This window comes from Ruegeria sp. HKCCD6426 (assembly GCF_057221115.1).
On sequence record NZ_JBWVBF010000001.1, the window covers coordinates 96,769 to 122,377 of the forward strand.

At 56.7% G+C, this 25,609-nt stretch carries 27 protein-coding genes; 11 read left to right on the forward strand and 16 right to left on the reverse strand.

Going from position 1 to position 25,609, the window contains the following annotated elements; all coding sequences use genetic code 11:
- Positions 1–114 precede the first annotated feature (114 nt).
- Entirely contained in the window at positions 115–576 is a 462-nt protein-coding gene (locus tag AC2TDA_RS00465; protein ID WP_480847775.1) for an Lrp/AsnC family transcriptional regulator, read from the forward strand.
- A 3-nt stretch (positions 577–579) separates the two neighbouring features.
- On the opposite strand, the gene AC2TDA_RS00470 is transcribed toward AC2TDA_RS00465, so the two are convergent.
- Positions 580–969: a DUF3307 domain-containing protein gene (locus AC2TDA_RS00470; protein WP_480847774.1), complete on the reverse strand. Its 390-nt coding sequence runs from the start codon at positions 967–969 to the stop codon at positions 580–582.
- A 213-nt stretch (positions 970–1,182) separates the two neighbouring features.
- Here AC2TDA_RS00470 and AC2TDA_RS00475 point away from each other — a divergent pair, with 213 nt between their 5' ends.
- Positions 1,183–4,179, forward strand: coding sequence for an ABC transporter transmembrane domain-containing protein (locus AC2TDA_RS00475; RefSeq protein ID WP_480878954.1), 2,997 nt, complete (start codon positions 1,183–1,185; stop codon positions 4,177–4,179).
- Positions 4,180–4,186: 7 nt separating this feature from the next.
- Here AC2TDA_RS00475 and AC2TDA_RS00480 read toward each other — a convergent pair whose 3' ends face one another.
- The 9 genes from AC2TDA_RS00480 to AC2TDA_RS00520 form a co-directional block, all read right to left on the reverse strand.
- On the reverse strand, positions 4,187–4,474 hold the full coding sequence (locus tag AC2TDA_RS00480) for an ArsR/SmtB family transcription factor (RefSeq protein WP_480847873.1): 288 nt from the start codon (positions 4,472–4,474) through the stop codon (positions 4,187–4,189).
- 112 nt (positions 4,475–4,586) lie between these two features.
- Complete coding sequence (locus tag AC2TDA_RS00485; protein ID WP_480878255.1) at positions 4,587–5,819, reverse strand: mandelate racemase/muconate lactonizing enzyme family protein; 1,233 nt, start codon at positions 5,817–5,819, stop codon at positions 4,587–4,589.
- Between the two features lie 21 nt (positions 5,820–5,840).
- Positions 5,841–6,935: a Zn-dependent alcohol dehydrogenase gene (locus AC2TDA_RS00490; RefSeq protein ID WP_480878257.1), complete on the reverse strand. Its 1,095-nt coding sequence runs from the start codon at positions 6,933–6,935 to the stop codon at positions 5,841–5,843.
- Between the two features lie 82 nt (positions 6,936–7,017).
- Positions 7,018–8,217: a TCR/Tet family MFS transporter gene (locus tag AC2TDA_RS00495; protein WP_480878259.1), complete on the reverse strand. Its 1,200-nt coding sequence runs from the start codon at positions 8,215–8,217 to the stop codon at positions 7,018–7,020.
- A gap of 83 nt (positions 8,218–8,300) precedes the next feature.
- Positions 8,301–9,014 (reverse strand): alpha/beta fold hydrolase, encoded by a 714-nt coding sequence (locus AC2TDA_RS00500; protein WP_480878260.1) that lies wholly within the window; start codon positions 9,012–9,014, stop codon positions 8,301–8,303.
- A 12-nt stretch (positions 9,015–9,026) separates the two neighbouring features.
- Positions 9,027–9,815, reverse strand: coding sequence for a 3-oxoadipate enol-lactonase (pcaD, locus tag AC2TDA_RS00505; protein ID WP_480878262.1), 789 nt, complete (start codon positions 9,813–9,815; stop codon positions 9,027–9,029).
- A gap of 74 nt (positions 9,816–9,889) precedes the next feature.
- A complete protein-coding gene (locus AC2TDA_RS00510; RefSeq protein ID WP_480878264.1) occupies positions 9,890–10,864 on the reverse strand; it encodes a threonine ammonia-lyase in 975 nt (324 codons plus the stop codon).
- Positions 10,861–11,688 carry an alpha/beta fold hydrolase gene (locus tag AC2TDA_RS00515; protein ID WP_480878265.1) on the reverse strand — a complete coding sequence of 276 codons (828 nt, stop codon included), beginning with the start codon at positions 11,686–11,688 and terminating at the stop codon, positions 10,861–10,863. Before AC2TDA_RS00515 ends, AC2TDA_RS00510 begins: the two co-directional genes overlap by 4 nt.
- Entirely contained in the window at positions 11,688–12,374 is a 687-nt protein-coding gene (locus tag AC2TDA_RS00520; protein WP_480878267.1) for a haloacid dehalogenase type II, read from the reverse strand. Before AC2TDA_RS00520 ends, AC2TDA_RS00515 begins: the two co-directional genes overlap by 1 nt.
- A gap of 124 nt (positions 12,375–12,498) precedes the next feature.
- Between AC2TDA_RS00520 and AC2TDA_RS00525 the strand changes: the two genes are divergently transcribed.
- Complete coding sequence (locus tag AC2TDA_RS00525) at positions 12,499–12,927, forward strand: FKBP-type peptidyl-prolyl cis-trans isomerase (protein ID WP_480847765.1); 429 nt, start codon at positions 12,499–12,501, stop codon at positions 12,925–12,927.
- A 10-nt stretch (positions 12,928–12,937) separates the two neighbouring features.
- Here AC2TDA_RS00525 and AC2TDA_RS00530 read toward each other — a convergent pair whose 3' ends face one another.
- From AC2TDA_RS00530 to fabA, 4 genes are read right to left on the reverse strand one after another with little or no spacing between them, the layout of a single operon-like run.
- On the reverse strand, positions 12,938–13,132 hold the full coding sequence (locus AC2TDA_RS00530) for a hypothetical protein (protein ID WP_480878268.1): 195 nt from the start codon (positions 13,130–13,132) through the stop codon (positions 12,938–12,940).
- A gap of 59 nt (positions 13,133–13,191) precedes the next feature.
- Entirely contained in the window at positions 13,192–13,983 is a 792-nt protein-coding gene (locus AC2TDA_RS00535) for an enoyl-ACP reductase FabI (RefSeq protein WP_480847763.1), read from the reverse strand.
- Between the two features lie 5 nt (positions 13,984–13,988).
- The gene (gene fabB, locus AC2TDA_RS00540; RefSeq protein WP_480847762.1) at positions 13,989–15,218 is read right to left on the reverse strand and encodes a beta-ketoacyl-ACP synthase I; all 1,230 of its coding nucleotides are present in this window, start codon (positions 15,216–15,218) and stop codon (positions 13,989–13,991) included.
- A gap of 31 nt (positions 15,219–15,249) precedes the next feature.
- Positions 15,250–15,759 carry a bifunctional 3-hydroxydecanoyl-ACP dehydratase/trans-2-decenoyl-ACP isomerase gene (gene fabA / locus AC2TDA_RS00545; RefSeq protein ID WP_058279458.1) on the reverse strand — a complete coding sequence of 170 codons (510 nt, stop codon included), beginning with the start codon at positions 15,757–15,759 and terminating at the stop codon, positions 15,250–15,252.
- Positions 15,760–15,947: 188 nt separating this feature from the next.
- Between fabA and irrA the strand changes: the two genes are divergently transcribed.
- On the forward strand, positions 15,948–16,367 hold the full coding sequence (gene irrA, locus AC2TDA_RS00550) for an iron response transcriptional regulator IrrA (RefSeq protein ID WP_480847761.1): 420 nt from the start codon (positions 15,948–15,950) through the stop codon (positions 16,365–16,367).
- A gap of 9 nt (positions 16,368–16,376) precedes the next feature.
- Here the strand turns inward: irrA and AC2TDA_RS00555 are convergent, their stop codons facing one another.
- Positions 16,377–17,264, reverse strand: coding sequence for a LysR family transcriptional regulator (locus AC2TDA_RS00555; protein ID WP_480847760.1), 888 nt, complete (start codon positions 17,262–17,264; stop codon positions 16,377–16,379).
- 85 nt (positions 17,265–17,349) lie between these two features.
- Between AC2TDA_RS00555 and AC2TDA_RS00560 the strand changes: the two genes are divergently transcribed.
- Positions 17,350–18,147, forward strand: a complete 798-nt coding sequence (locus AC2TDA_RS00560; RefSeq protein WP_480878271.1) for a phytanoyl-CoA dioxygenase family protein — start codon at positions 17,350–17,352, stop codon at positions 18,145–18,147.
- A gap of 64 nt (positions 18,148–18,211) precedes the next feature.
- Here the strand turns inward: AC2TDA_RS00560 and AC2TDA_RS00565 are convergent, their stop codons facing one another.
- Positions 18,212–19,075 (reverse strand): glycosyltransferase family 2 protein, encoded by an 864-nt coding sequence (locus AC2TDA_RS00565; protein ID WP_480878273.1) that lies wholly within the window; start codon positions 19,073–19,075, stop codon positions 18,212–18,214.
- 121 nt (positions 19,076–19,196) lie between these two features.
- Between AC2TDA_RS00565 and miaB the strand changes: the two genes are divergently transcribed.
- The 6 genes from miaB (at position 19,197) to lnt (ending at position 25,591) form a co-directional block, all read left to right on the forward strand.
- Positions 19,197–20,516 carry a tRNA (N6-isopentenyl adenosine(37)-C2)-methylthiotransferase MiaB gene (gene miaB, locus AC2TDA_RS00570; protein WP_480878275.1) on the forward strand — a complete coding sequence of 440 codons (1,320 nt, stop codon included), beginning with the start codon at positions 19,197–19,199 and terminating at the stop codon, positions 20,514–20,516.
- A gap of 199 nt (positions 20,517–20,715) precedes the next feature.
- Positions 20,716–21,447: an outer membrane protein gene (locus AC2TDA_RS00575; RefSeq protein ID WP_480847756.1), complete on the forward strand. Its 732-nt coding sequence runs from the start codon at positions 20,716–20,718 to the stop codon at positions 21,445–21,447.
- A gap of 159 nt (positions 21,448–21,606) precedes the next feature.
- Positions 21,607–22,629 carry a PhoH family protein gene (locus AC2TDA_RS00580; RefSeq protein WP_480847755.1) on the forward strand — a complete coding sequence of 341 codons (1,023 nt, stop codon included), beginning with the start codon at positions 21,607–21,609 and terminating at the stop codon, positions 22,627–22,629.
- Between the two features lie 41 nt (positions 22,630–22,670).
- Positions 22,671–23,165, forward strand: coding sequence for an rRNA maturation RNase YbeY (gene ybeY, locus AC2TDA_RS00585; RefSeq protein WP_480878277.1), 495 nt, complete (start codon positions 22,671–22,673; stop codon positions 23,163–23,165).
- A 36-nt stretch (positions 23,166–23,201) separates the two neighbouring features.
- A complete protein-coding gene (locus AC2TDA_RS00590) occupies positions 23,202–24,089 on the forward strand; it encodes a hemolysin family protein (RefSeq protein WP_480847753.1) in 888 nt (295 codons plus the stop codon).
- Positions 24,086–25,591 carry an apolipoprotein N-acyltransferase gene (gene lnt / locus AC2TDA_RS00595; RefSeq protein ID WP_480878279.1) on the forward strand — a complete coding sequence of 502 codons (1,506 nt, stop codon included), beginning with the start codon at positions 24,086–24,088 and terminating at the stop codon, positions 25,589–25,591. Before AC2TDA_RS00590 ends, lnt begins: the two co-directional genes overlap by 4 nt.
- The last annotated feature ends 18 nt before the right edge of the window (positions 25,592–25,609 follow it).

Below are 25,609 nucleotides of genomic sequence, written 5' to 3' on the forward strand. Positions count from 1 at the left end.
TTGAGGAATTCTAGCCCACTTAGGATGAAGAGATGTGCCATGTTTGACTTGGTATTGAAGAAATTCCGAAAAATTTGTTCACTAGTATGGCAATATTAGAAAGGAATCACCGAAGTGGATCAGTTGGACGACAGAGACCGTAGTATTCTGGAGCATCTGCAGAATGACAGCCGTATGTCGAATGCTGATTTGGCGGATAGGGTGGGCATGTCCGCCTCGGCCCTTTGGCGCAGGGTACGCGGGCTGGAAGAGGCGGGGATCATCGAACGTTATGGCGCAGTAGTCAGCCCATCCGCCATGGGGTTGGCTTTCGAAGCCATCGTTCACGTGCATTTGACGCGCCACGATCCGGAAAGGATTGTCGATTTCATCAGGGCGGTAGAGTTCAGCCCGGAGGTGCAGGAATGCTATGCCACGACCGGGCAGGCAGACTACCACCTGCGTGTTCTGTGCCGAGATTTGGCGACTTACAATGAATTTCTGGAAGACTTTCTGTTTCGTCTGCCCGCCGTTGCCAGCGCGCAGACGAATGTAGTGTTACGCACGATCAAACGTAATCGACCGATTGTGCCTTGACCCTCAGGCCGCGAATGTCGCCCAGGCCCACGCCATAGCGATATACGTGAGATTGTGCAGACACTGGTCCAAACCCGCCGCGCGCCAGAAAGCAGCCTGATTGGGCTGCAGCTGTTTTTTGTCGGAATAGCTGGCCTTGGCAAAGTCGATGTGGAAATGAACAATCCATTCAAGCGCCGCGATGATCAGGATGAATTCAATCGGCGCGCGAAAAAGGGCAAAAATAATGACAGAGCCCACGACATGCACTGCCGCATGCTGTGCTCGGCCCATATGAAGATATGAGCCCCGCCCCGAAAGCATCTTGGGCGTTTGTAAATAGTAGTCGGCAAACATGTGTTTGATCTGCAGCAGGCAGAGCAACAAAAACACAGCGCCTATTGTTGCAGGCAAATGGACCCTCCCGATATCGTCCTGAATCAAAGACTAGGGGGTAAAAGTGCTGCACGCAAATGAACTTGTTCACACAATTGAAAATTGGCGTAAATCGGGAATTCATTTGCGTCGTTGGATACGATTGCGGTAAATTCGGCCCGTTGTATTCGCGACGAAGTCAGTGATTTAAGTGACGGAACAGTAGCAGGGGCAGGTTCCATAGAAAGCACGATCTTTCGATTTATTTGGAAATACTCAAAACGCGACCAGTTGATACTACTGGCCGTGACCTCAACGCTGTTTCCGCTGCTCTACCTGACGTTGGAATTACCCAAGCGTATAATCAATGACGCCATCGGGGCCGCAAGCCCGATTGTGGACGTCTGGGGGTATGGTCTGGAACAGACTACGTTCCTGATGGTCCTGTGCTTTGCCTTTCTGATCGCGGTTCTGGCCCACGGGTTGATGAAGATGCGCATCAACACCATGAAAGGCGTACTGAGCGAACGGATGTTGCGCCGGTTCCGCTATCAGCTAATCAGCCGCGCGCTGCGCTTTCCGCAGCCGTATTTTGAGCGGGTCAGCCAGGGCGAAATGGTGTCGATGATCACCGCTGAAAGCGAGCCGATGGGCGGGTTGATGGGTGATGCGATCAGCCAACCGGTTCTGCAGGCCGGGCAGATGATAACAATCCTGTCCTTTCTGTTTCTGCAAAGTGTCTGGTTTGGCCTGGCGGCGGTTGCGCTGATCCCGCTGCAGGCTTGGCTGATCCCACGCCTGCAGCGGCAGATCAATTTGCTGAACAAGAAACGAATCCAGGAAGTGCGCGTACTGGCCGCTCAGATCGGCGAGAACGCAGCCGGCGCCTCGACCCTGCGTGCCAATGGGGGATGGCGGTATCGCCGCGCCAAGGTTTCGGATCAGCTGGGGCGCTTGTTCGCCATTCGGTTCGATATCTACCAGAAAAAGTTCTTCATGAAGTTCATCAACAACTTCATTTCGCAATTGACCCCATTCATGTTTTATCTGGTCGGTGGTCTGCTGGTTTTGCAAGGCTCGGTCTCGTTGGGGGCGCTGGTTGCGGCGCTGGCGGCATACAAGGATCTGAGTTCGCCGTGGAAAGAGCTGCTGACTTATTACAACCAGACTCAGGACATGTCGTTGCGCTGGGAGGTTGTGGTCGAACGGTTTGCGCCTTCTGGCATGCTGGATGAAAAGCTGTTCGAAGGTGAGCCGGAAACACGGCCGCATCTGACCGGCGATATCGTACTGGATCACGTCTCGGTCCGCGATATCGATGGCAATCACATTCTGGACGATCTGGAGCTGACCTTTCCAGCGGGTCAGACCATTGGCATTTCCGCGCCCAGTGAAGAGGACCGGCGGGCGCTGGCTGATCTGTTGACGCGTGAAGTTCTGCCTGGTTCCGGACGGGTTGAAATCGGGGGTCAGAACCTTTCGCAGCTGCATCAGGCGGTGGTGGCATCACGCATCGGCTATGCCTCATCCCGACCGGTGATGTTCCAGGGCTCGCTGGGTGACAACGTTATGATGCCGATGCGTTTCAAGCCACTTGCGGCGCCTGCGGATGATCCCGATTTCGCCGAGACCCTGCGTGCCGGCAACAGTAACGATCCATTCAGAACCGAATGGCTGGACCCGTCATTAGCTGGTTTTGAGAGCTCTGAAAACCTGCGTGACTGGTGGTTGAAGCTGATCGACGGAATGGGATCCGGAACCGCATTGTTCCTGCGCGGCGCGGAACAGGCTTTTGATGCGAGCGAGCACCCGGCACTGGCGCAAAAACTGGTTGAGGTACGTCCGCGGGTGCGACAAGCCATACAGTACGCCGGGCTGGAGCACCAAGCGTTGATCTTTGACCGGAATACCTACAACCCGGCATTGCCAGTGGTCGAGAACCTTCTGTTTGCCACGCCGCGCGTTCCCGTCACCCAAGAGGTACTTGCCCGGCAGACGGTGTTCCTGGGACAATTGCGTGAATTGGGGTTGGACGAGACTCTGATTGGTCTGACGCGTGATGTGATCGAGATGTTACGTCAGATCTTTGGTTTGGACGGCACAGATCACCCGCTGTTCCGCAAGCTGGGGCTGGAGGTCCAAACTTACGAAGCCGCCGTTGACTTGATGGAGTACACAAGGAACGAAGGCGTCTCCGGGTTGGATGACGAACAGTTGGCCAGCCTTTTGGCAGTTCCCTTCGTTATCTCGGCGGAACAGATTGGACCGGCCTTCACGGACGAGTTGAAAAACCGCATTCTCGAGCTGCGTGCAAGCCACTCAGAAAAGCTAATGGAGCGGCTGCATGATGTGTTCGTGCCGCTGGATGTGGATGAATTTGCGCCCGGGTTGACGGTCATGGAAAACGCCTTGTTTGGCAAAGTCAGCCAGATTGGTGGTGCACGGTCGGATGAGGTTCGCAAGACAATTATCGATGTGCTGGCTGAGAACGGTGCACGTCCATTAGTGGTCGAACTGATCTACGATGTACCCGTGGCGCTGGGCGGGCAGAACCTGCCTGCGGTTTTTGCTGAACCTTTGGCATTCACCCGCGCGACAATAAAAAAGCCTGATGTTCTGATCCTGGAAAATGCGTTGGCCAGCTATGACATGGAAACTCAGGTGGCCGTATACAAAAACCTGCGTGCTTTGTTACCAGAGACGACTGTCATATACTTGAATGACCAGTTTCAGAACCCGCAGGCATTTGACATGTTTGTCGAAATTCGCCAGGGGCGGGTTGTTTCGGACGAAGGACCCGCAGACGTGGAAGAAGATGGTGCTTCCTCAGCCGATCTGGCGCGCAAGCTGCGTGCGCTTGAACAGACCCCGCTGTTTTCGGGGTTGGACCGGCGCCAATTGCGGCTATTGGCCTTTGGTGCACGCTGGTTTGATGCGAGACCGGGCGAAGTCGTCTTTCTGAAAGATGATCAGCCGACAGACGGGGCCTATGTGATTCTGGACGGCGAGGCTGGCTTGTACTTGCCGCAGCCCGACGGGCCCGATCAGCTGATTGCCAAGGTCGGCGCAGGTGCTCTGGTTGGTGAACTGGGCCTGATCCGAAAAGAACCCCGTGCACTGAGCATGATCGCAGAAACCCAGCTGTCCTGTTTGCGCATCGGAGAAGAGGAATTCCTGGCTGTCGTGGAAAACGACGCGGCGACGGCATTCAAGCTGTTGCAGGTGATAGCTGGGTACGTCTCCAACTGATCAGTGTTCATCCGCCGGGTTTGCAGAATAAGTCGTACAATAGTTCGATGACCTGAGCGGTTTTTCCGTCATGCAGGGCATAGTAAATCGTCTTACCCTCGCGACGGGTGGTCACCAATTTCTCTTCTCGCAGTCGCGCCAGCATCTGGCTGACTGCGGCCTGCCGCATGTCCAACAGGGCTTCCAACTCGCCTACGGACTGTTCACCCGTGCTCAGATGGCACAGGATCATAAGCCGCCCCTGATGTGCCAGAGCCTTGAGAAACGCGGCGGCCTGAGCCGCGCTTTCCTCCATGTCCGCCGGAGTTTTCGGCGAAAGAGCGCCAGAATTGAGGTCTTGAACAGTCACGTTTGAACCGTATTGCAACGAGGGGTCGTTGCAATATGCCTTAATCCCTGACGGTTTGTCACCCCTCCGTCGCTGGGGCTCCGCCTTGAAAGGCGTTACCATTGACGTAATCGCAGGGGTCTTCTTGCATCTGTAAATGTAGGCCGTCGCCGGTGTAGGGATGCGCTCGGGCAAGGTCTTCATCCACTTCGATACCCAACCCGGGCGCCATGGGAGCGCGAACAAAACCGTCCTGAACCTGGATCGCGCCTTTGATCAGCTGGTCATGGAACGGAGTTTCGATGGTTTCCAGAAGCAGCAAGTTCGGGATCGAAGCCGCAAGGTGTACGTTAGCGGCCCATTCAACAGGACCCGCATAAAGATGTGGCGCCATCTGGGCGTTGAAGACTTCGGCGATGGCGGCGACTTTTTTCATCTCCCAGATACCTCCGGCGCGGCCGAGCGCGGGCTGGAGGATTTCAGCGGCGCCGGCGCGCAGCACGGCACTGAACTCGGCCTTGGTGGTCATGCGTTCGCCAGTCGCGACTGGAATACGGACATTACGGGCCACGCGGGCCATATCTTCGATCATGTCGGGCGGCGTGGGTTCTTCGAACCACAGTGGGGAATAAGGCTCCAGCGCCTGACCCAATCTTATGGCTCCAGCTGTGTTGAACTGGCCATGTGTGCCGAACAGCAAATCGGCCTTGTCGCCGACGGCTTCGCGAATGGCTTTACAGAACGCAACCGACATCGAGATATCGGACATCGCAGGCATATGGCCGCCGCGGATCGTATAGGGGCCAGCGGGATCGAATTTAACGGCCGTATAACCCTTTTTGACCATTTCAGCCGCACAATCGGCGGCTTGTTCCGGCGATGTCCAGAAACCTGTCAGATTATGTTGGGGAAGCGGGTAGAGATAGGTGTAGGCACGAATACGGTCATTCATCAGCCCTCCGAGCAGCGCATAGACCGGTCTGTCCCGATCTTTTCCCAGAATGTCCCAGCATGCGATTTCCAACCCCGAAAACGCGCCCATCACGGTCAGGTCCGGGCGTTGGGTGAAGCCACTGGAATAGACGCGGCGAAACATCAGTTCGATATTTTCGGGGTTTTCGCCCGCCATGTTCCGGTCAAAAACGTCTTGGATCACATGGCGCATGGCTTCGGGCCCTACAGAGGAGGCATAGCATTCGCCCCAGCCCGTGATCCCCGTATCGGTCGTCACCTTGACCAGTATCCAATAGCGCCCACCCCAACCCGGAGCAGGCGGGGCGGTGACAATGATATCGAGATCCTGAAGTTTCATCGGATGTCCTTTCGCCTGGGCTCAGCCCTTGTCGAACATGATCACGTTACGTTTGGCCGAACCTGTCTTGGTGTCTTCGATCGCCTCGTTGATCTGCGATAGGGACCAGCGGCCCGAAATAAGTTCGTCGAGCTTCAGCCGCCCTTGTTCGTACAGGTCAATCATCCATGGGATATCCCGCTGGATGACCACATCGCCCATCTTCGAGCCGATCAGGCCTTGCCCCAGTGCAGCCAGGATAACGGGTTCATAAGAGGATTGATCTCCGGAATGCGGCATCCCGATCATGATGGCTTTGCCGCCGCGACCGAGATAGCGCGGGGCCTGATCATAAGCCGGAATTGCACCTACGGTGATCAGAACCGCGTCCGCGCCCCGGCCTCCCATAGCCTTGTAGGCTGCTTTCCACGGCTCTTTCAGACTGGCTAACACGCCATCCGTCGCACCGAATTCACGGGCGATCTCCAGTTTTTCTTCGGTCATATCCACGGCTACGATGCGCCGTGCGCCGGCAATACGGGCGCCTTGGATGGCGTTCAGTCCAACGCCACCGGCGCCTATCACAACAACGTCTTGACCCGCGCGCAGCCCGGCGGCATTCACCGCTGCGCCGACGCCTGTGATTACTCCGCAGGACAGAAGGCTGGCCACGTCCTTTGGCATGGCCTCTGGTATTTTCACGATCTGCCGATGGCTGATCACGACTTTTTCGGCAAAAGCGCCACAGGCCATCGCCTGTTCCAATGGCCCACCGTCTGCCGTGCGCAACGGACCCTTGACTGTGTCATAGGGTGTTTCGCAAATAGTCGGTTTGCCGCTTGCGCAAGACGGGCAGGACCCACACGCGCGGATCAGAGTAACAACGACAGAATCGCCAATTTTGAAATCACCTGCATGGTCGCCCACGGCCGTGATGACGCCTGCGGCCTCGTGCCCATAAACGGCAGGCAGAAACCCGCCCCAGGCACCGCTGGCATAAGTGATGTCTGAATGGCAGATTGCCACCGCGTCCAGAGTGACTTCGACCTCGCCCATGCCGGGCGGTGCGATCTGGATATCTTCGATGACCATGGGTTCACCGAACGCGCGGCAAACAGCGGCTTTGATGGATTGCATTTCTGTCCCCGTTTCCTGTTCAGGCCACGGTGAACCGTCGTGGTGCAGCCTGCAAGACGGTTTCCGTCACGACCGTGTCGTTTTACGCTACGGCGCGTGCGGGGCGCAGGAATAACAGCAAACCTGCTAGCATAAGGATCAATGCCAGCAAGAACGGTGCACCTGGCAAATAGATCGGGGCGCCCGGTTCGGCGAATTTCGCGAAAACGTAGGTCATCACCAGTGGCGATATGATCATCGACAATGCGTGCAATGCGGCAAGCACGCCCTGCAACTCGCCTTGTTGCGAGTCCGGAGTCGTCTTGGACATCATCGCCTGCAGGGCCGGGGTCACGACGGCCCCCAACGCCGTTACTGGAATCAGCATCAGGGCAATGAACCCATTGGTCAGAAAGGCCAGCAGAACAAAGCTGATGATTTCGAACCCCATACCCCAGATGATCGTCACTCTTTCACCCAAATATCGGGTTGCCGGGCGGATCAACCCGCCTTGTACGGCAGCCATGCCAAGCCCGTAGACACCCAGTGACAAGCCAATCATCTGTGGCGACCACCCGAACCGTTCAAGAGTGAAGTAGGACCAGATCGCCGGGTAGACGTATATCGAAATCGAGTACAGGAAGTAGACCCATAGAAGCGGTCGAATGCCCGGAAGAGAGGCAACAGCTCGTAACGCTCCGGCCGGGTTTGCCCGCCTCCAATGGAAGGGTCGTCTGGTCTTTTCCGTGACGGTCTCGGGCATAACCAGAAGCCCGATCAGAAACCCGAATGCAGAAAGTCCCGCCGCGGCCCAAAAGGGCGCGCGGGTGCCAAATTCGCTCAGTAATCCGCCCATTAGCGGACCTAGAACGAACCCTACACCGAACGCTGCGCCCAGTAGCCCGAAATTGGCCGCCTTCTCGTAAGGCTTTGAGACATCGGCCATAAAGGCCGCCGCGGTGGAATGTGTGGCAGCGGTTATCCCCCCGACAACGCGACCGGCCAACAACAACCAGATGCTGCCCGCAATAGCCATCACCACGTAATCCAGAGCCATGACAAAAAGCGAAACCAACAGAACCGTTCTGCGCCCATGTGCATCCGACAGATTGCCAAGAACCGGTCCGAACAGGAACTGCATGGCGGCAAAGGCTGTACTGAGAACACCGCCCCAAATGGCGGCGCTGGCCAGCGTACCGCCCTGAACGTCCACGATCAGTTGCGGCATGATAGGCAAAACCAGACCGATGCCCATTGCGTCGATCATCACGGTTCCAAGAACGAAAAGAAATGGCAGGCGCATGGGAATCCGGAGCTGGTTCGTAGCCGGACCCTATCTGCGGATCTGTCTAGTGAAAAGAGAGGTCTTGTCGGTCAATGGTGCCGTCACATCTGTTGTGCAACCCGGTCGATCAACTCGGCCAAGTGCCTGGGATGAGAGAAAAACGGCGAATGTGAACTATCTATGGTCAACCGCAAATCCGGTTTGGCGCATTGGCCCATCTGCGCCTGGTATTCCGTTGGAATCGTCCTGTCGTCGGCAGTGCGGATATAAGCTTTGGGCACTTTGGCAAAGTTATCGCCTGTAGGCAAAGGCGTATCTTGCGGCAGGATCGCCTGCGGGCAAAGACGGGCGAGTGCATAGGTCACGACCTCGGACGGGCAGTCGTGATAGAACAAGTCCTGCACCCGGTCCGGCAGCACGCTATATGATAAGCCGTCAGCTGACTTTTCGACAGCATCGCCAATCAATTGGCGCGATGCGTTCTTTCTCATCTCGACCATCGACCGGCCCGATTGCGGCACATATGCACATAGGTAGATCAGGCCTCGCATGGCATCCGGATTAGCTTCAGCCGCCGCACTGACGGGATAGCCTCCCCACGAATGCCCAAGAACGATTGTTTCTGGCGTTGTCGCGGCCAGAACGGAATCACGACACAGGTCCAATGTAACATCTGAGATCGAAGTTGGATCGGAACCGTGGCTTGGCATATCCATGGCGCGGGGAGAATGGCCCAGAGATGCCAGCGCGGGAGCCAGATCGCGCCAACACCAAGCGCCGTGGCAAGAACCATGAACTAACAGAATATCCGCCATAATCGTTCTTCCTCAGATATGCCCTATCTCGGTCAGGAAACCTGTCAGCAACGCCGCGTATTTCTCAGGGCGCTCGACACAGGGTAAATGGCCCGCCTTTCGGATCAGCTCAAACCGAGAGCCCGGGATCAATTCAACTGTTTCCCGCACGAGATCAGGTGGGGTCGAGCCGTCCTCACTGCCGGCAATTCCTAGCGCCGGAAGACGCAGCCCGCTGGTCGGGGTGTAGAAATCCGTGCCGGAGATCGCCGCGCAGCAGCCCAGAAACCCATCGAGTGGCTGCCGAACCATCATATTGCGCCAAAGGACCATGTCGGGGCTTGCGCGGAATGGTTTTGAGAACCAGCGTTCCATGGTCGCGTCCGCCAACGCCTCGACACCGCCAGAACGTGCGGCAGCGATGCGATCTTTCCAGATTTCAGGGGTGCCGATCTTAGCCGCCGTGTTCGACAGCACCACCGCGCGGATCTGGTCCAGACGTTTCACAGCCAGTCCCTGCGCGATCATACCGCCGATGGACAGCCCAACAAAAACGCAGTCTTTGACCTGCAGATGATCCAGCAGTTTTTCCGTATCGCGCACCAAACTACCCATGGAATAGGGTGCGGGAGGCAGCGTCGACAGGCCATGTCCGCGCTTGTCAAAGCGAATGATGCGCAGACCCTTTGGCAGAAACGGCAACACTGGATCCCATAGACGCATGTCGGTTCCCAGCGAATTTGCAAAGACCAATGGCGCGCCATCGTCATCTCCGTCGATACGATAGTGTAGACCAACGTCTCCGAGGTCGGCGATGTGCATAGTTTTGGTCCCCGTAATCTCACACATTTGAGTGAGTATCTGTTGGTGGATTGTGCACCGGTCTTGCCGAATTGTCAGGTCAGGTATTCCAACGCCTGTGCAAATATCTGCGGGTCGACATTTCCACCCGAGGCCACCACGATTACCGCGTCACCTTCGATCTCGTCGTTGCGAAACAAGGCCGAAGCCAATGAGACCGCGCCGCCAGGCTCCAGTACGATCTTGAGGCGCAGAAAGGCAATGGCCATGGCTTGCAGGGCTTCTTGTTCTGAAACAGATAGGCCCGGACCACAGAGGCGGTTCAGGATGGGGAAGGTGATCTGTCCCGGTTGCGGTGTCAGGATCGCGTCGCAGATGTTACCGGAGGTGGCATCGTTTTTCTGAATGCGACTCGACACCAACGAGCGTTTGACGTCGTCGAACCCTTCAGGTTCACATGGTCGCGGCCGCAAACCCGGCGCATGCCCTTCAAGTGCGAGTGCGATGCCCGAGGTCAGACCGCCACCGCCGCAACAGATCAGAACATCCGCCTCTGTCACACCCAGCTTCTGCGTCTGTCGCGCCAATTCCAGCCCTGTAGTGCCTTGCCCGGCGATCACCTGCGGCTCGTCATACGGGCGGATCAGCGTCAGGCCGCGTTGCGCGGCCAGAGCCTCGCCGATCTCTTCCCGGCTTTCGTTGGCGCGGTCATACAGCACCACTTCGGCCCCCAATGCGCGGGTGTTTTCAATTTTAAGCTGCGGCGCGTCCGAGGGCATGATGATGACCGAAGAGATGCCATGCTGCGATGCTGCATATGCCACGCCTTGTGCATGGTTGCCCGACGAGAATGCGATGACGCCGCGCTGGCGGGCTGCCTCATCCAGCGCCGAAATGGCTGACCACGCCCCGCGAAATTTGAAACTGCCGGTATGCTGCAGACATTCCGGCTTTACCAAAACCCTGCGGCCTGCGATTTCGTCCAGGAAGGGAGAGGTCAGGATCGGTGTTTCACGCACATGCCCCTTCAACCGCAATGCTGCAGCCTCGATCAACTCCAACGTGCTCATGCGGCCCCCAAAACTCTGCGAATAAGGTCTAGTGACTCTGGCTCATCCAGAAAAGGAACATGGCCACGGTCTGGCACCTCAACGGATATCATACCGGGATACCGGCTGTGCATTTCAGTCAACGTTGCCGCGCTCAGAACGTCCGAGTTTGCGCCGCGGATCACGCCGGTCGGAATCGCGCGTAGCGCATCGAAGAACTGCCAAAGGTCAGGAGGGGCGCCGATCGCGGATTGTTCAATCAAGGCAGTACGCAAAGCTGGATCGTAGCGCAGCGCCAGCCCACCGTCGGTTTCCGAAAACTGCGCCTCGGCCTGTTGGCGCCACCTTTCGATGGGCACGCCAGGAAAACGCGGCTCCATCGCATGTTTCAGCGCTTGCGCGGCTTCGTCATAGGTTTTTGAGCCGGGTTGCTTACCGACATAATCCATGATCTGCGCGATCCCCGAGGGTTCGATAACCGGGCCGACATCGTTGAGAATGACACGCGACAGCCGCTTGGGATGACTGGCGGCGAGCGCCATCGCAATCAAACCGCCGCGCGACGTTCCCAAAATACTGACCTTATCCAGGCCAAGATGATCAAGCAACTCGATCGCATCAAGAGATTCACGAAAAATGTTGTAGTTCATGTAATCCGGGTCGAATTCTGACTGACCGCGCCCGCGATAATCCATCGTGATCATGCGCAGGTCAGTGATATGAGGCGCCAAGTACCCAGAATCGCGGCTCGTTCGGGTCAAACCGGCCAAACATATTACAGGTGTTCCAGCGCCGGTGTCTTCGAAATAAAGGCGCTTGCCGTCCGACGTCGTGAAACTTGCCATTACAGCCCGGCCAGATCTGGAATTGTTGTCAGATCAGACAGAACATGAGCGGGTTTCCACGGCAGGCGGTCCATCGGCTCACCTGCACGGTTGACCCAGGCGGTGACAAAACCGTACCCGCTGGCCCCGGCGGCGTCCCAGCCGTTTGAACTGACGAACAGAACTTCGTCACAGGCGCATCCGAACCTCTCCTGCACCAGATCGTAAACCCGCGCATGAGGTTTGAAGATGCCGACGCTTTCTACCGACAAAATGTCGTCCAGCACATCGCCGATCCCTGCAGATTGCACGGCGCCATTCAGCATCGGGGGAGAGCCGTTGGACAGAATAGCGGTCTGCATTCCTCCGGCCTTGAGGGAGGCCAGCATCGCGGGCACTTCGGAGTAGGCCTGCAGCTCCCAGTAGAGATCCAGCAATCTCTGGCGCAGCGTGTCATCACCTTGAAGGCCTACGGCCTCTAACGCCCAATCCAGACCATCTTGAGTTACATCCCAGAAATCGGCATGGGCGTTTGCCACGGCCCGCAGCCAAGTATATTGCAGCTGTTTTAAGCGCCAGTGATTGGCCAGCTCAGGCCATTTCTTTTGCAATGCCTCAAAGCCAGGCTGTGCTGCGGCCTGTCGCGCGGCAGCAGCCACGTCGAACAGCGTGCCATAGGCGTCGAATACACAAGTTGTGATTGCCATCTGATCCTCCCCTGGTCGGGCGCAGGTAAACATAACGGTCGCGAGGGTTAAAGGCCTTAGGGTTTACAATATGGTGTGAGGCCCTAGGCTGCGCTGTTCAACCCCCTTGAGGCCGGAGGCCAACATGACCGCAATCAAACAAGGCGACACAGTTCGCATCCATTACACCGGCACATTGCTGGACGGCAAAGTGTTCGACAGCTCTGATGGGCGCGATCCGCTGGAGTTTGTGGTCGGGTCCGGGCAAGTCATCTCCGGTTTGGACGCCGTATTGCCCGGAATGGAAGTGGGTGAGAAAAAACGGGTCGAGATTGCATGCATTGACGCCTATGGCCCGATCAATCCTGGCATGCGACAGGAAATCCCGCGCGAAGGTATTCCCGATGATATTCCATTGGACCCCGGAACCCAGCTTCAGATGCAGACACCTCAGGGGCAGGCCGTACCGGTAACAGTGGTGGATGCGAACGAAGCCACCGTGACGCTGGACGCAAATCACCCGCTTGCCGGACAAGACCTGGTCTTCGATTTCGAGATCGTTTCGGTCAGCTGAACGGCAAGGATCAGAGGCCGGGAACCCAGCCTCTGAGTGCCTCAAATGCTTCAACGACTTCTGGCTGCGTGAAAAAGACAAACGCAGTCAGTAAGGCAATCAGTGCTACCAGCAGAACACGTGCACGACTTCCCTGGATTGCGGGTGTCTTTCTGGTGTGCTGAACGCGCCCGTTATTGGCTAGGATGTGGTCAACTTTGCTCATAACCCAATCCCTGCCGCCGAAAGATGGTTAAATCTAGGCGTTGGCAGGGAAAGTTATGGTCACATCGCTTCTGGTTGAGGCATGCCAAGAATATGGTACCCGCCATCCACACGGATAATTTCGCCCGAGGTATAGGCACCAGCATCCGAGGCCAGATAAACAGCTGTGCCGCCTACAGCCTCCAGCGTCGCATTCGAGCGCATGGGGGCGTTCTGGTCGCAGAACTTGTAAGTCTTCCGTGCACCGCCAATGGCAGCCCCGGCCAGAGTCTTCATCGGACCAGGAGAGATAGCGTTCACACGGATCCCCTCAGGCCCAAGATCGTTGGCCAGGTAGCGTGTGGCCGATTCCAACGCAGCCTTGGCCACACCCATCACATTGTAATTCGGCACGACTTTGTTTGATCCCTGATAGGTCAGCGTTAGCAGCGTACCGCCGCTTTCCTGCATCATGGGATACGCGCGGCGTGCGACTTCGATGAAAGAATAGGCGGATACGTCCAACGAGTGTTTGAAGTTCGCCCGTGTGGTGTTCAGGAACCGACCCGTCAGTTCAGATTTGTCCGAATAGGCGATGGCGTGAACCACAAAGTCGATGGTCGGCCAGCGCGCCGCCAATTCATCAAAAGCACGGTCCAGAGATTCGTCATCGGTGACATCGGCATCGACCATGAAATCGCTGCCAAGGCTTTGGGCCAGCGGCTCGAGTCGTTTGCCGAATGCCTCACCCTGATAAGTGAATGCCAGTTCAGCGCCTGCTTCGTGCATGGCCTTGGCAATGCCCCATGCAATCGAGCGGTCATTGGCCACGCCCATGATCAGGCCGCGTTTACCCTTTAGAAGATCCGACATCACATTCACCCGTTATACTTTGACAGAACCATGGAACCGTTGGTGCCGCCAAAGCCGAAGCTGTTGGTCATCACGCTGTCCAGTCCTGCGTTTTCAACTACTTGAGTTGCAATTTCACCGGGCAGGATGCCTTCGGCAAGAGTGTCGACATTGATCGACGGAGTAATGAAGTCATGGTGCAACATCAGCAGGCAGAATATCGCCTCGAGCGCACCAGCCGCGCCTTGAGCGTGGCCTGTCATTGATTTTGTAGAAGAAATCGGCGGCACGTTGCCTTCGCCAAAGATGCGGCGGACGGCTTCTACCTCACCCACATCCCCGACCGGGGTCGAAGTGCCGTGGGCGTTGATATAGCCTACCTTATGCCCGTCGGGCACGGTCGATAGGGCCAGCCGCATCGCGCGCTCGCCACCCTCGCCGGAGGGAGCGACCATGTCGTGGCCGTCTGACGTGGCTGCGTAGCCGGTGACTTCAGCGTAGATCTTGGCTCCGCGTGCAAGAGCGTGCTCCAGATCTTCAAGGACAACAATGCCGCCGCCGCCTGAGATCACGAAACCGTCGCGATCCTGATCGAAGGCGCGGGACGCCTTTTCCGGCGTGTCATTATATTTCGACGACATGGCGCCCATTGCGTCAAACAGGCAGGACAGGGTCCAGTCCAGTTCCTCGCCGCCACCTGCGAACATCACATCCTGCTTGCCCAGCATGATCTGTTCCGCCGCGTTGCCGATGCAATGCAGCGAAGTCGAGCAGGCCGAGGTAATCGAATAGTTGATGCCCTTGATCTTGAACGCGGTTGCCAGGTTTGCCGAAATCGTCGAGCACATGCATTTGGGCACGGCGAAGGGGCCTATGCGCTTTGTCGCGCCTGTCTTCAGAACGGTCTGGTGTGCTGTCAACATGGCGCTGGTCGACGGTCCGCCTGAACCAGCAACCAAACCGGTGCGCGGATTCACAACCTGATCTTCGCTCAGGCCAGCGTCGTCAATAGCTTGGCTCATTGCGATATGTGCGTAGGCAGCGCCGGGCCCCATAAACCGTAGGGTGCGCTTGTCCACATGCTTGGCGACGTCGATCTTCAGCGTTCCGGCGATCTGGCTGCGGAAGCCATGTTCGACCATCTGCTCATTGGCCTCGATCCCGGATTTACCGGCTTTGAGTGAGGCCAGAACCTCTTCGGCATTGTTCCCGATGGAGGAGACAACCCCCAACCCGGTGACAACTACTCGACGCATGTGCGTGCTCCTTATTTCGGGCCGGTCAGGCTCAGGCTTCGGACAGAACGACTTTCATGTCTTTGACGTCGTAAATCATTTCGCCGTCCGCTTCGACGATACCATCCGCCACACCCATGGTCAGGCGGCGGGTCTGAATCGCCTTTTTGAAATCGATTTTGTAGGTCAGCATCTTGCGGTCCGGGCGTACCATTCCGGTCAATTTGACCTCGCCGACGCCGACTGCCATGCCGCGACCCTGCCATCCGCGCCAGCCCAGGTTGAAACCGGTCAGCTGCCACAGACCATCCAGCCCCAGACAGCCCGGCATGATCGGATTGCCGGGGAAGTGGCAGTCAAAGAACCAGAGGTCCGGAGTGATATCGAACTCTGCCAAAATGTGGCCTTTGCCATGCGCACCGCCATCTGCCGAAATATCGGTGATCCGGTCCATCATCAGCATGGGCGGAGCAGGCAACTGCGCATTGCCCGGGCCGAATAATTCGCCGCGGGCGCATTTCAGCAGATCGTCCTTGTCAAAACTGCTCGGGAATTGGGCCATTCTGCCGCCTCTCCTGCCAGGGGTCCGTTCATTCAATCAGGCCTCGTCTATCACCCGTAGGCAAGGTCCTGCAAGACCGCCTCGCCACATCTTGTTGGGCTTACGACATTCTTTGCGAATGAATTTCATTTGAAATTGCAGGTCGAGCAACCCTATATATACTATCAGCAACAACGAGTATCGGATTCATGACGCTTCAGAGCCGAGACATTGCGACAAACTGGCTGGTCGATGCCGGATTGCGGCCCACGCGTCAGCGGGTTGCATTGGCCGAGTTGCTTGTCGGTGACGGGAACCATCGCCATGTGACCGCCGAAAGCCTGTTTGAATCCGCAAAGCGTAATGGTGACGCAGTATCGCTTGCGACGGTGTACAATACTCTGCGTGCTTTCTGTGAGGCCGGAGTGCTGCAGGAAATCACTGTGGATGGCTCGAAAAGCTATTTCGATACCAACACCCACGATCACCCACATTTCTTCTGGGAAGATGAAAGCCGTCTGAGCGATGCGCCGTCGGAACAGTTGGTGATACAACGACTGCCGGAGGCACCCGAAGGGGTCGAGATAGCGTCAGTGGATGTAGTGATCCGTCTGCGCAAGAAGCAATAGTCGGAATCCTTACAGACCTTCTTTCAGTACCTTTTGCGCGCCAGCGACAAAAGCACGGGTCGGGCCGGTGCCGTGCAATGCCAAAACGGCGGATTCTGCGGCATCAGGGTCGCTGATTGGAACGCTGACAAGTCGCATCCGGTCATAGCTGATATCACCGGGCGGGTTTGCATAGCTTAGCCCGATTCCTTCTCCATGGGCTGCCAGACTGCGCTGTATCTCCAGCGATGCGGCGCGATGCGAAACGATCGGATGCAATCCTTTGCGCGTAAACAACCCCAAAACATGTTGGGCCGAAAGCCCCTCCTGAGACAGAATCAACGGATGCGGTTCCAGATCCTCGAGTTTGATTTCTTCGGCAACGGCCAAAGGGTGATCCGGTGACATCAATGCGTGCGGCGTACTGTCGAAGAGTTTGTCGCGTGTAAATCCCGCGTCCATTCCCAGATCATAAGTGATTGCCAAATCGATCTGCCCGTCAACAAGACCGGTGATCAATCCTTCGAACCCGTCGACGAGGCTGCTTACCTCAGCATCCGGCAGCTGTTGGCGCAGCATATGAAGGGCAGGGGCCAGAACGAACGGTGCCAGATCCACAAAACACCCCAATCTCAGCCGGTTTGAACCCGTACGGGGCTGTTCCGATCCTTCCAACCGCGCAGCCTCTTTAAGGAGCACCTCCGCCTCTTCGACAAATGTTCGCCCCTGCGGGGTCAATGCCATCGCAGCGCCGCGGCGGCGGACAAACAGTTGATGCCCAAGATGCGATTCGACACGTGTCAGAGCGTTCGACAAAGCGGGTTGCGATACGTTCAGAACCTGAGCCGCGGCTGACAGGCTGCCATACCTTCCGATCGCACAGACATACTCATATTGCCGCAGAGAAATATATAACATGAAGTTAATACTAACTTTGAAAGATATGATTTGAACAGACGTACTTTTCATGCACAGATCAGTCAACTTTTCCACGGAGACCGACATGCCCCATCCCCTCGTTACCCAAGAGATGATCGATATCTATCAGGCAGATGGAGTCGTTCTGATCAAAGGCCTGTTTGCTGATCATGTTGAAACCCTTCGGGATGGGGTGGCAGCAAATATGGCCGAGCCCGGTCCATACGCATCAGAGAACAAGAAAGACGGAGAGACTGGTCGTTTTTTTGACGACTACTGCAACTGGACGCGCATTCCGCAGTTCCGCGAGGTGATAGAAGCGTCTCCGGCTGCTGAGGTGGCCGCAGATTTGATGCAGTCGCGGACCGTTCAGATGTTCCATGATCATGTGCTGGTCAAAGAACCGGGAACATCAATGGCAACGCCGTGGCATCAGGACGGGCCATATTACTTCGTTGAAGGTCAGCAGACGATCAGCTTCTGGTCACCGCTGGATCCGGTGAAACAGGCAACATTGCGCTGTGTTGCCGGATCACATCGGTGGGAAAAAGAGGTTCTGCCCACGCGTTGGGTCTCTGAGGAGGGGTTTTTTGCCGATGAAGGGCAATACATCCCGGTTCCCGATCCGGATGCCGAAGGAATGAAGGTTGTGGAGTTCGAGATGGAGCCCGGCGATGCCGTGGCCTTTAACTATCGTACTCTTCACGGGGCGCGCGGCAATCAGTCCGACAGCCGACGCCGGGCATTCTCTCTGCGTCTTGTTGGAGATGATGCGCGATATGTCGAACGAGCGGGGAGGACTTCTCCGCCGTTCCCAGGTCATGACATGGAGCCGGGGCAGCGCCTGCGCGAAGACTGGTTCCCTCTGCTGTTGAGGCGCTAATCGGGTCTCGGCCGCTGTCGCGGCCAGCAGCCCGCGCATAAGCTATTGGACTGCAGACCGGCGGTCAGAACCACTGCCCGGGCTCCATTAGTCCAAGGTCAAGCAATTGGCGCGAGGACCACTGAAACTCGATCGAATTGCGCCAGCGAAAGCTGGGAATGTCGAACGTTGACCCGGCATTTGTCTTCAGGGCTTTGGCTGCGCGAAACGAGCAGATTGCAGCAGTCAGATTGTGGTGCCACGGGCAGGCGTAGGTGTTGTACTCTGCCACGTTGAATGAGTGATTCAGCCGCAACGACAGACCTTTCTTTGCCTTGAATAGGGCAATGCGATCGATGCGGCGACGCTCATAAGGAATGTGATCCTCGAACCGCCACCGCAGACCGCCGGACATGTCCAGTTGCCGCTCCAGCGGGTGCCCAGTCGTGTCATGGCGGGCGTGTGCGTAATAGCCCTTGCCGTCCAGCATAGCCCCCTCGGCGTTAACCCCATTGGGAAAAGCGGCTAGATCATCAGCATACAGGTCGACGACGTGCGTCAGCATCGCAGCGCGCCGTTCCTCGGTATGAAACGCAAGCATTTCGCTAATCGTGCGCGTTTCACAAAAGGGAAAGAACAGGTACTCGGCGTTGTAACAGTAATACATCCACAGCCCTGGTGCTGCCTGAATGATCCGGTTGATCGTATCGAACACAATATTTCGGGGGGCGCAGGTCAGTGTGACGCGATGAATTTCATCGTTGATATCCGTTTCGATGTCAAAATCCTGCGGCATGAAGGCGATCACCGATTTGAACCCAAGGTTCAGGTGGTGGCGCAGCGTGCCGTTCAGTTCGACGTCGTCTTCGGCGAAAATCAGCGCGACAGGCCCCTTTGCAAGGGCTGCCTGGCCTGATTTCAGAAAATGCTCAGAGGATTCGTAGTGCATTGCCTGTTTCGGTTCCGCTTTGCTGGAATTACAGGCCAAATTCGGGTAATTGCGCCAGCATTGCAAGCGGCGTTCTAAGCATATAAATGACGCCGATCCAGCGACTGCAAAGGCCCGTCTCATGTCCGAACCGAAAAAGCTGTTTATCAAGACCTATGGCTGTCAGATGAATGTCTATGACAGTGAGCGTATGTCAGAGACGCTGGGCGGTCAGGGCTATGTCGAGACCAAGTCTCCTGATGACGCGGACATGATCCTGTTGAACACCTGTCATATCCGGGAGAAGGCGGCCGAGAAGGTTTATTCCGAGCTGGGACGGTTCAAGGGTTTGAAGGCCGAAAAGCCGGACCTGAAGATCGGTGTTGCGGGCTGTGTCGCGCAGGCCGAGGGCGAAGAGATCATGCGCCGTCAGCCGCTGGTCGATTTGGTCGTGGGTCCGCAAAGCTATCACCGTCTGCCCGAGATGGAAGCGAAGACGCGCCAAGGCGAAAAAGCGCTGGATACGGACTTCCCCGAAGAGGACAAGTTCGAGAAGCTAAAAAACCGGCCAAAGGCCAAGCGCGGGCCGACCGCGTTTCTGACGGTACAGGAAGGCTGCGACAAGTTCTGCGCCTTTTGCGTGGTTCCTTACACACGCGGCGCCGAGGTCAGCCGTCCGGCGGATCGTATTTTACGCGAGACACGGGATCTGGTCGAACGTGGCGTGCGTGAAATCACTTTGCTGGGCCAGAACGTCAATGCCTATCACGGTGCAGGGCCGGACGGGGACATGTCTCTGGCAGGTTTGATTTGGGAACTGAACAAAGTTGATGGGTTGGAGCGCATCCGTTTTACCACGTCGCACCCAAATGACATGGGCGATGATCTGATCGAAGCACACGGGACCTGCGACAAGCTGATGCCGTATCTGCACCTGCCGGTTCAATCGGGCTCGGACAAAATTCTGAAACGGATGAATCGCAGCCATACTGCCGAAAGCTATCTGCGCCTGATCGAACGAATTCGCGCGGCACGGCCGGATATTCTGATGTCCGGTGACTTTATCGTCGGTTTCCCTGAGGAAACGGAAGAGGATTTTCAGGCTACGCTGGATTTGGTGGAAGAGGTGAAATACGGCTATGCCTATTCCTTCAAATACTCTACCCGCCCGGGAACGCCTGCGGCAGAACGACCACAGGTCGAGGCCGAAGTGGCGGATGAGCGCCTGCAGCGGCTGCAGGCCATGATCACGCGTCATCAGCGCGATATCCAAGATTCCATGGTCGGTCGCACCGTGAACGTTCTTTTCGAAAAAGCCGGCCGCCTTCCGCAGCAGATGGTCGGAAAATCCGAATACCTTCACGCAGTTCACGTCACAGACGCGGATATTGCGGTTGGAGATTTGCGGCAGGTGAAAATCACTGGATCGGGCGCAAACTCACTGGCTGGTGAACTGATCTGAGTAGATGCGTGAAAGGCATAACTGACGGGTTTTCCAGAAATTAACCCTTGATTTATGACTTGGAACTATGTTCCGAGGTAAGCCAGATTTGTCACGGAGTGCACTCTGCTCTCGTGAGGAAACTGCCAGATCTGCGGTTTTGAGATCTGTGCCATGGAGGGCGCGAGTAGTGAGTCGGACGTGTTTTCAGGGGTCGTGTTTGTCCCGTACCTTCTCTGCGTTGGTGTTTGCGGCGTTCAGTGCCGCGCCGACTTTGGCAGGGGATATTAACGGAACTTTAACTGAACCCGAAATCATCGCTCCACAGCAGTTATCTCGTGATGCCAGCGCGTTTTATTTGGGCGTGAGTGGCGGATATGGATCGGGCGGATCCGATCAATTCGGTCTCAGAACTTCGGGCGGGCTTTTTCCGGTTGGTAATCTTGAGCCCGCGGGTGGCTATGGCGGGTTCCGTGGCGGCTGGCGTGGCATTCTGCCTGCGCGTGGCGGGCGGGATTATGTCTATGGGCTTGAGATCGGTTATGATTTCGGAACCCTCGAAGACAGCGCCTCGACACAGATCGGCGGAACAACGGTCGCGGCCGAGTCTTCGATCTCCGATGTGTTCTCTGTGCGGCTTCGCAACGGCCTGAGCAATCGCAGCCGCACGATCCTCTATTTCGTGACCTTAGGGTATGTCAGCGGCGATATCACAACCTCAAGTGCTTTGACTTCAAGTGGCCCGACCCAACGGTTTCAGGACCAGGAACGGCGCAACGGAATTTCGGCAAGCCTGGGTGCCGAGCACCAGCTGACCGAGCACTGGTCGATCACCGGTGAAATCGAATACATGCAGTTCGATTCGAAGGTCGTGGATCTGGGGTCGGGGTTTTCCACCAAATCGACGCCCAGCTTCCGTGGGATCAGGTTCGGGTTGAACTATACGTTCTGATCGCGCCCTTTTTGCACGCATTTCCCTTCAGCAATTGCAGTGATTTGACCTGACTCGTCGGCGCTTTTGTCATCTGGTCGGGAAAAATTGAATCTGCGCCTTGCGTCGATCCGGATTTGTTGTCACGCTCAGGGTGAAACGCCAAGACAGGAGAACGGATTGGCCATCGGTGCCCTTACCCCACCGCAAGATGACATGCCCCAGCGTGAGGCGCTTGTTGAATTCCCAGACAACCGATTGTTGATTGATCTATGCGGCGAATATGATCGCAATCTCGCTGAGATCGAACAAAAACTAACCGTCCAGATTGTGCGACGGGGCAATCAGATTGTTGTCATGGGCGAAGAGGATGCGCAAAAGCAGGCTGTCGAAGTCTTGCAGGCGCTCTACACGCGTTTGGAAGGCGGGCGTGAGGTGGAAGCCGCGGATGTCGACCGAGAGCTCCGTATGGGCAACTCGGAAGTCGGGACAGGCAGTCGCGATGGCGACCAGCTGGAAATGTTCAAAGGCGGCACGGTTGAAATCAAGACCCGCAAGAAACTGGTTGAGCCGCGCACGGACGCACAAAAAGCATATGTGCAGTCGCTGTTTCAAAATGAACTGGCCTTTGGCATCGGTCCGGCAGGTACCGGCAAGACCTATCTGGCAGTTGCCGCTGGTGTTTCGATGTTCATTGGCGGCCATGTGGATCGTATCATCCTGAGCCGCCCAGCAGTCGAGGCCGGAGAAAAGCTGGGGTACCTGCCGGGCGACATGAAGGACAAGGTCGATCCTTACATGCAGCCGCTGTATGACGCGCTGAACGATTTTCTGCCAGGCAAGCAACTCGCCAAGCTGATCGAGGAAAAGCGAATCGAAATTGCTCCGCTGGCCTTTATGCGTGGCCGCACTTTGGCCAACGCTTTCGTTGTGTTGGACGAGGCGCAAAACGCCACCACCATGCAAATGAAGATGTTCCTGACCCGTCTGGGCGAGGGCAGCCGCATGGTCATTACCGGCGACCGGTCTCAGGTGGACCTGCCACGCGGCGTGCAGTCGGGGCTGAAGGATGCGGAAAGGTTGCTGAAGACGATTCCCAATATCGGCTTCAACTATTTCACGTCAAAAGACGTCGTACGCCATCCGCTTGTCGCCGCCATCATTGAGGCGTATGAGGCCGATGCGGGCCGCGAAACAGGTTGAGTTGCCGAGGTCCCGCGTGTGGGACCTTGGTATTTGACGTCATGAACCTTGAGATAACCATTGAGGATGACCGTTGGCGAGAGCTGACGGTGTTGGCGCGCGCGGCAATAACGGCTGTCGTCGATTATTGCGGTCTGGATGCAGAAATCTGCGAGGTCAGTTTGCTGGGGTGCGATGATGCTCGGATTGCCGAGCTGAATGCCGAGTTTCGGGAAAAGCCCGTTCCCACCAATGTCCTGAGCTGGCCAGCAGTGGACCTGTCTCCGGAAGAAGCCGGTCAAATGCCGGCGCCTGCGGAGCCAGATTTCACGGGCGAGATTGCGCTGGGTGACATAGCGATTTCCTACGACACCTGCGCTCGGGAAGCTGCCGAGGCCGGTAAAACTATGGCTGACCACGTCACTCATCTGATTGTTCACGGAATGTTGCATTTGCTGGGTTACGATCACGTTCGTGACCGGGACGCCACTTTAATGGAGGCCGTAGAGGTCGAGATACTTGGCAAAATGGGTAAAGATGACCCATATAATGCTTAATGTGGGCCATATGGCTCGATCAACTGGAACAGAGTAATGGGCGATATAGACGGCAGTTCTAGGGCGGCGCAGCGCGCGCAACCTCAGGACAGCAGCACTGAAGCAGAAGAAAAAGGCGGATTCTTCTCGCGTATCCTTGATGCGTTTTCCCCGCCGGGAGACGAAGAGCCGAGCTCCGTCAACGGGCACGATACGATCAGTCCGCAATCTCGGGGCATGATCAACTTGCGCCGGATGCGGGTCGAAGACGTGGCGATCCCGACAGCGGAAATCATCTCGGTCCCGTTGACAATCTCCAAGGACGAACTGGCCACTGTGTTTCGTGACAGCGGACTGTCACGGATACCGGTTTTTGACGGAACGCTGGATTCCCCGTTAGGCTTTGTTCATCTCAAAGACTTTGCACTGACCCATGGTTTCAACGGAGACTCGACCGAATTCAAACTGGGTTCGATGCTGCGTACTTTGTTGTTTGTACCGCCGTCGATGCCGATTGGAGTTCTTCTGACCAAGATGCAAACCGAACGTCGCCACATGGCACTTGTGATCGATGAGTACGGCGGCGTCGACGGTTTGCTGACGATTGAGGACCTTATCGAACAGGTCGTAGGTGAAATCGCGGACGAACACGACGCGGACGAGGATCAACTGTGGGTGCAGGAGAAACCGGGTTGCTACGTAGTGCAGGCCCGCGTGCCGCTCGAGGAATTCGAGGCCGAAATTGGTCGATCGCTGACCAGTCACGAGGATGTGGACGAAGAAGAGATCGACACGCTGGGAGGATTGGTCTTCATGCTCTCCGGCCGGGTCCCCGCCCGGGGTGAGGTTGTGCTGCATCCCGAAGGCCCCGAATTTGAAGTGATCGACGCCGATCCGCGCCGTATCAAGCGTCTGCGTGTCATGTTGCCGGATATCGTTACATGAACCCAGCGCAGGGTTGGCCTTTCTGGCTGAGGCTTGTGATTGCAGCGACGCTGGGCGTGCTCGGTGCGTATGGATTGGCGCCTTTCGGCTATTGGGGCGCAACACTGGTGGCGTTTGTTCTGATTGCGCCGTTATTCCTCACTTGTGAAACGCGTCGTCGCGCCGCTTGGCTGGGCTGGGTGTTTGCAACCGGGTATTTTGCAAACGCACTTAGCTGGATTGTCGAACCGTTTTTGGTTGACGCTGAACGCCATGCCTGGATGGCTCCATTTGCGTTGATCTTATTGGCTGGTGGGCTTGCACTGTTCTGGGGGCTGGCGTTCTGGGCCGCCAGAAGGCCAGGTGCCGGACCGGTTCAGCAGGCCGTGTTTCTGGCAGTATGCTTGTCGCTGGCTGAATTTGGTCGGGGATATCTGCTAACCGGGTTTCCTTGGGCCGGAGTCGCTCAAGTTTGGGTCAATTCGCCGGTCGCTCAGATTCTGTCGCTGGTGGGACCATATGGCTTGGGCGCACTGACCTTTGCCGCGACCTTTCCCTTGGGCGCAGCAATCGTTGAACACCGCTCCTTGCGAGGGTTAGCAATGCCAGTGGCTATCACGATTGGCCTGGCCGCCCTTGCAATGGTCCATGGGACTACGCGTCCGATCATTGCTGAGACAGAGCACGTCGTCCGGCTTGTTCAGCCTAACGCACCCCAGCATCAGAAATGGGATCCGGACTACGCGCCGCTGTTCTTCGCCCGCCAGATTGAATTTACTGCGGTCAATCCCCGACCAGATCTGATCGTGTGGCCCGAGACCGCGGTGCCCGCCTGGTTAGGGAATGCGCAGCCTTACCTTACTGCAATTTCCGACGCCGCTCAGGGAACACCGGTTTTCTTGGGCATCCAGCGGGCCGAGGGGGCACAGATTTACAACTCGATGATCTATCTGGACACTCAGGGGCAGCAGGCCGGTCTCTATGACAAGCATCATCTGGCGCCATTTGGGGAATACGTGCCCTTTGGCAACCTGATGGCACGGTTTGGAGTCGCGGGTCTGGCGTCAACCACTGGTAACGGGTTCAGCGCAGGCTCTGGTGCAGCCGTGATGGAAGCGGGCAATCTGGGCACAGCCCTGCCACTGATTTGCTATGAGGCCGTGTTCACGCAAGACGTTCATTCAGCTCCGGCACGCGCCGATTTTCTGCTGCAGATCACAAACGATGCCTGGTTCGGAACACAATCTGGTCCGTATCAGCATTTGGCCCAGGCTCAAATGCGCGCGATTGAGCAGGGACTTCCGATGATGCGGGCGGCCAACACAGGTGTTTCCGCGATGATTGATCCGCTGGGACGGATCACCGATGCACTACCGCTGGGCCAGGCAGGGTACATCGACGCAATTCTACCGCAACCTTTGTCGCCGACTTTTTATTCGCGAATTGGGGATAATCCGACCCTCATCGCGCTATTGGTCTTTTTATTGCTACTTTGGCGCAACGCCCGGCGGGTTCACGCGTAATTTCCAATTGACCCTGTT

Bases quoted from the DNA above. Each gene is read 5' to 3' on its own strand.
- fabA (WP_058279458.1), bottom strand. From the start codon at position 15,759: ATGGCCCAATTCCCGAGCAGTTTTGACAAGGACGATCTGCTGAAATGC.
- AC2TDA_RS00560 (WP_480878271.1), top strand. From the start codon at position 17,350: ATGCCCCATCCCCTCGTTACCCAAGAGATGATCGATATCTATCAGGCA.
- miaB (WP_480878275.1), top strand. From the start codon at position 19,197: ATGTCCGAACCGAAAAAGCTGTTTATCAAGACCTATGGCTGTCAGATG.
- AC2TDA_RS00535 (WP_480847763.1), bottom strand. From the start codon at position 13,983: ATGTCGGATCTTCTAAAGGGTAAACGCGGCCTGATCATGGGCGTGGCC.
- AC2TDA_RS00485 (WP_480878255.1), bottom strand. From the start codon at position 5,819: ATGAAACTTCAGGATCTCGATATCATTGTCACCGCCCCGCCTGCTCCG.
- ybeY (WP_480878277.1), top strand. From the start codon at position 22,671: ATGAACCTTGAGATAACCATTGAGGATGACCGTTGGCGAGAGCTGACG.
- AC2TDA_RS00520 (WP_480878267.1), bottom strand. From the start codon at position 12,374: ATGGCAATCACAACTTGTGTATTCGACGCCTATGGCACGCTGTTCGAC.
- AC2TDA_RS00565 (WP_480878273.1), bottom strand. From the start codon at position 19,075: ATGCACTACGAATCCTCTGAGCATTTTCTGAAATCAGGCCAGGCAGCC.
- AC2TDA_RS00500 (WP_480878260.1), bottom strand. From the start codon at position 9,014: ATGGCGGATATTCTGTTAGTTCATGGTTCTTGCCACGGCGCTTGGTGT.
- pcaD (WP_480878262.1), bottom strand. From the start codon at position 9,815: ATGCACATCGCCGACCTCGGAGACGTTGGTCTACACTATCGTATCGAC.
- irrA (WP_480847761.1), top strand. From the start codon at position 15,948: ATGACGCTTCAGAGCCGAGACATTGCGACAAACTGGCTGGTCGATGCC.
- AC2TDA_RS00525 (WP_480847765.1), top strand. From the start codon at position 12,499: ATGACCGCAATCAAACAAGGCGACACAGTTCGCATCCATTACACCGGC.
- AC2TDA_RS00495 (WP_480878259.1), bottom strand. From the start codon at position 8,217: ATGCGCCTGCCATTTCTTTTCGTTCTTGGAACCGTGATGATCGACGCA.
- AC2TDA_RS00490 (WP_480878257.1), bottom strand. From the start codon at position 6,935: ATGCAATCCATCAAAGCCGCTGTTTGCCGCGCGTTCGGTGAACCCATG.
- AC2TDA_RS00515 (WP_480878265.1), bottom strand. From the start codon at position 11,688: ATGGCAAGTTTCACGACGTCGGACGGCAAGCGCCTTTATTTCGAAGAC.
- fabB (WP_480847762.1), bottom strand. From the start codon at position 15,218: ATGCGTCGAGTAGTTGTCACCGGGTTGGGGGTTGTCTCCTCCATCGGG.
- AC2TDA_RS00480 (WP_480847873.1), bottom strand. From the start codon at position 4,474: ATGGAGGAAAGCGCGGCTCAGGCCGCCGCGTTTCTCAAGGCTCTGGCA.
- AC2TDA_RS00590 (WP_480847753.1), top strand. From the start codon at position 23,202: ATGGGCGATATAGACGGCAGTTCTAGGGCGGCGCAGCGCGCGCAACCT.
- AC2TDA_RS00530 (WP_480878268.1), bottom strand. From the start codon at position 13,132: ATGAGCAAAGTTGACCACATCCTAGCCAATAACGGGCGCGTTCAGCAC.
- AC2TDA_RS00555 (WP_480847760.1), bottom strand. From the start codon at position 17,264: ATGTTATATATTTCTCTGCGGCAATATGAGTATGTCTGTGCGATCGGA.
- lnt (WP_480878279.1), top strand. From the start codon at position 24,086: ATGAACCCAGCGCAGGGTTGGCCTTTCTGGCTGAGGCTTGTGATTGCA.
- AC2TDA_RS00510 (WP_480878264.1), bottom strand. From the start codon at position 10,864: ATGAGCACGTTGGAGTTGATCGAGGCTGCAGCATTGCGGTTGAAGGGG.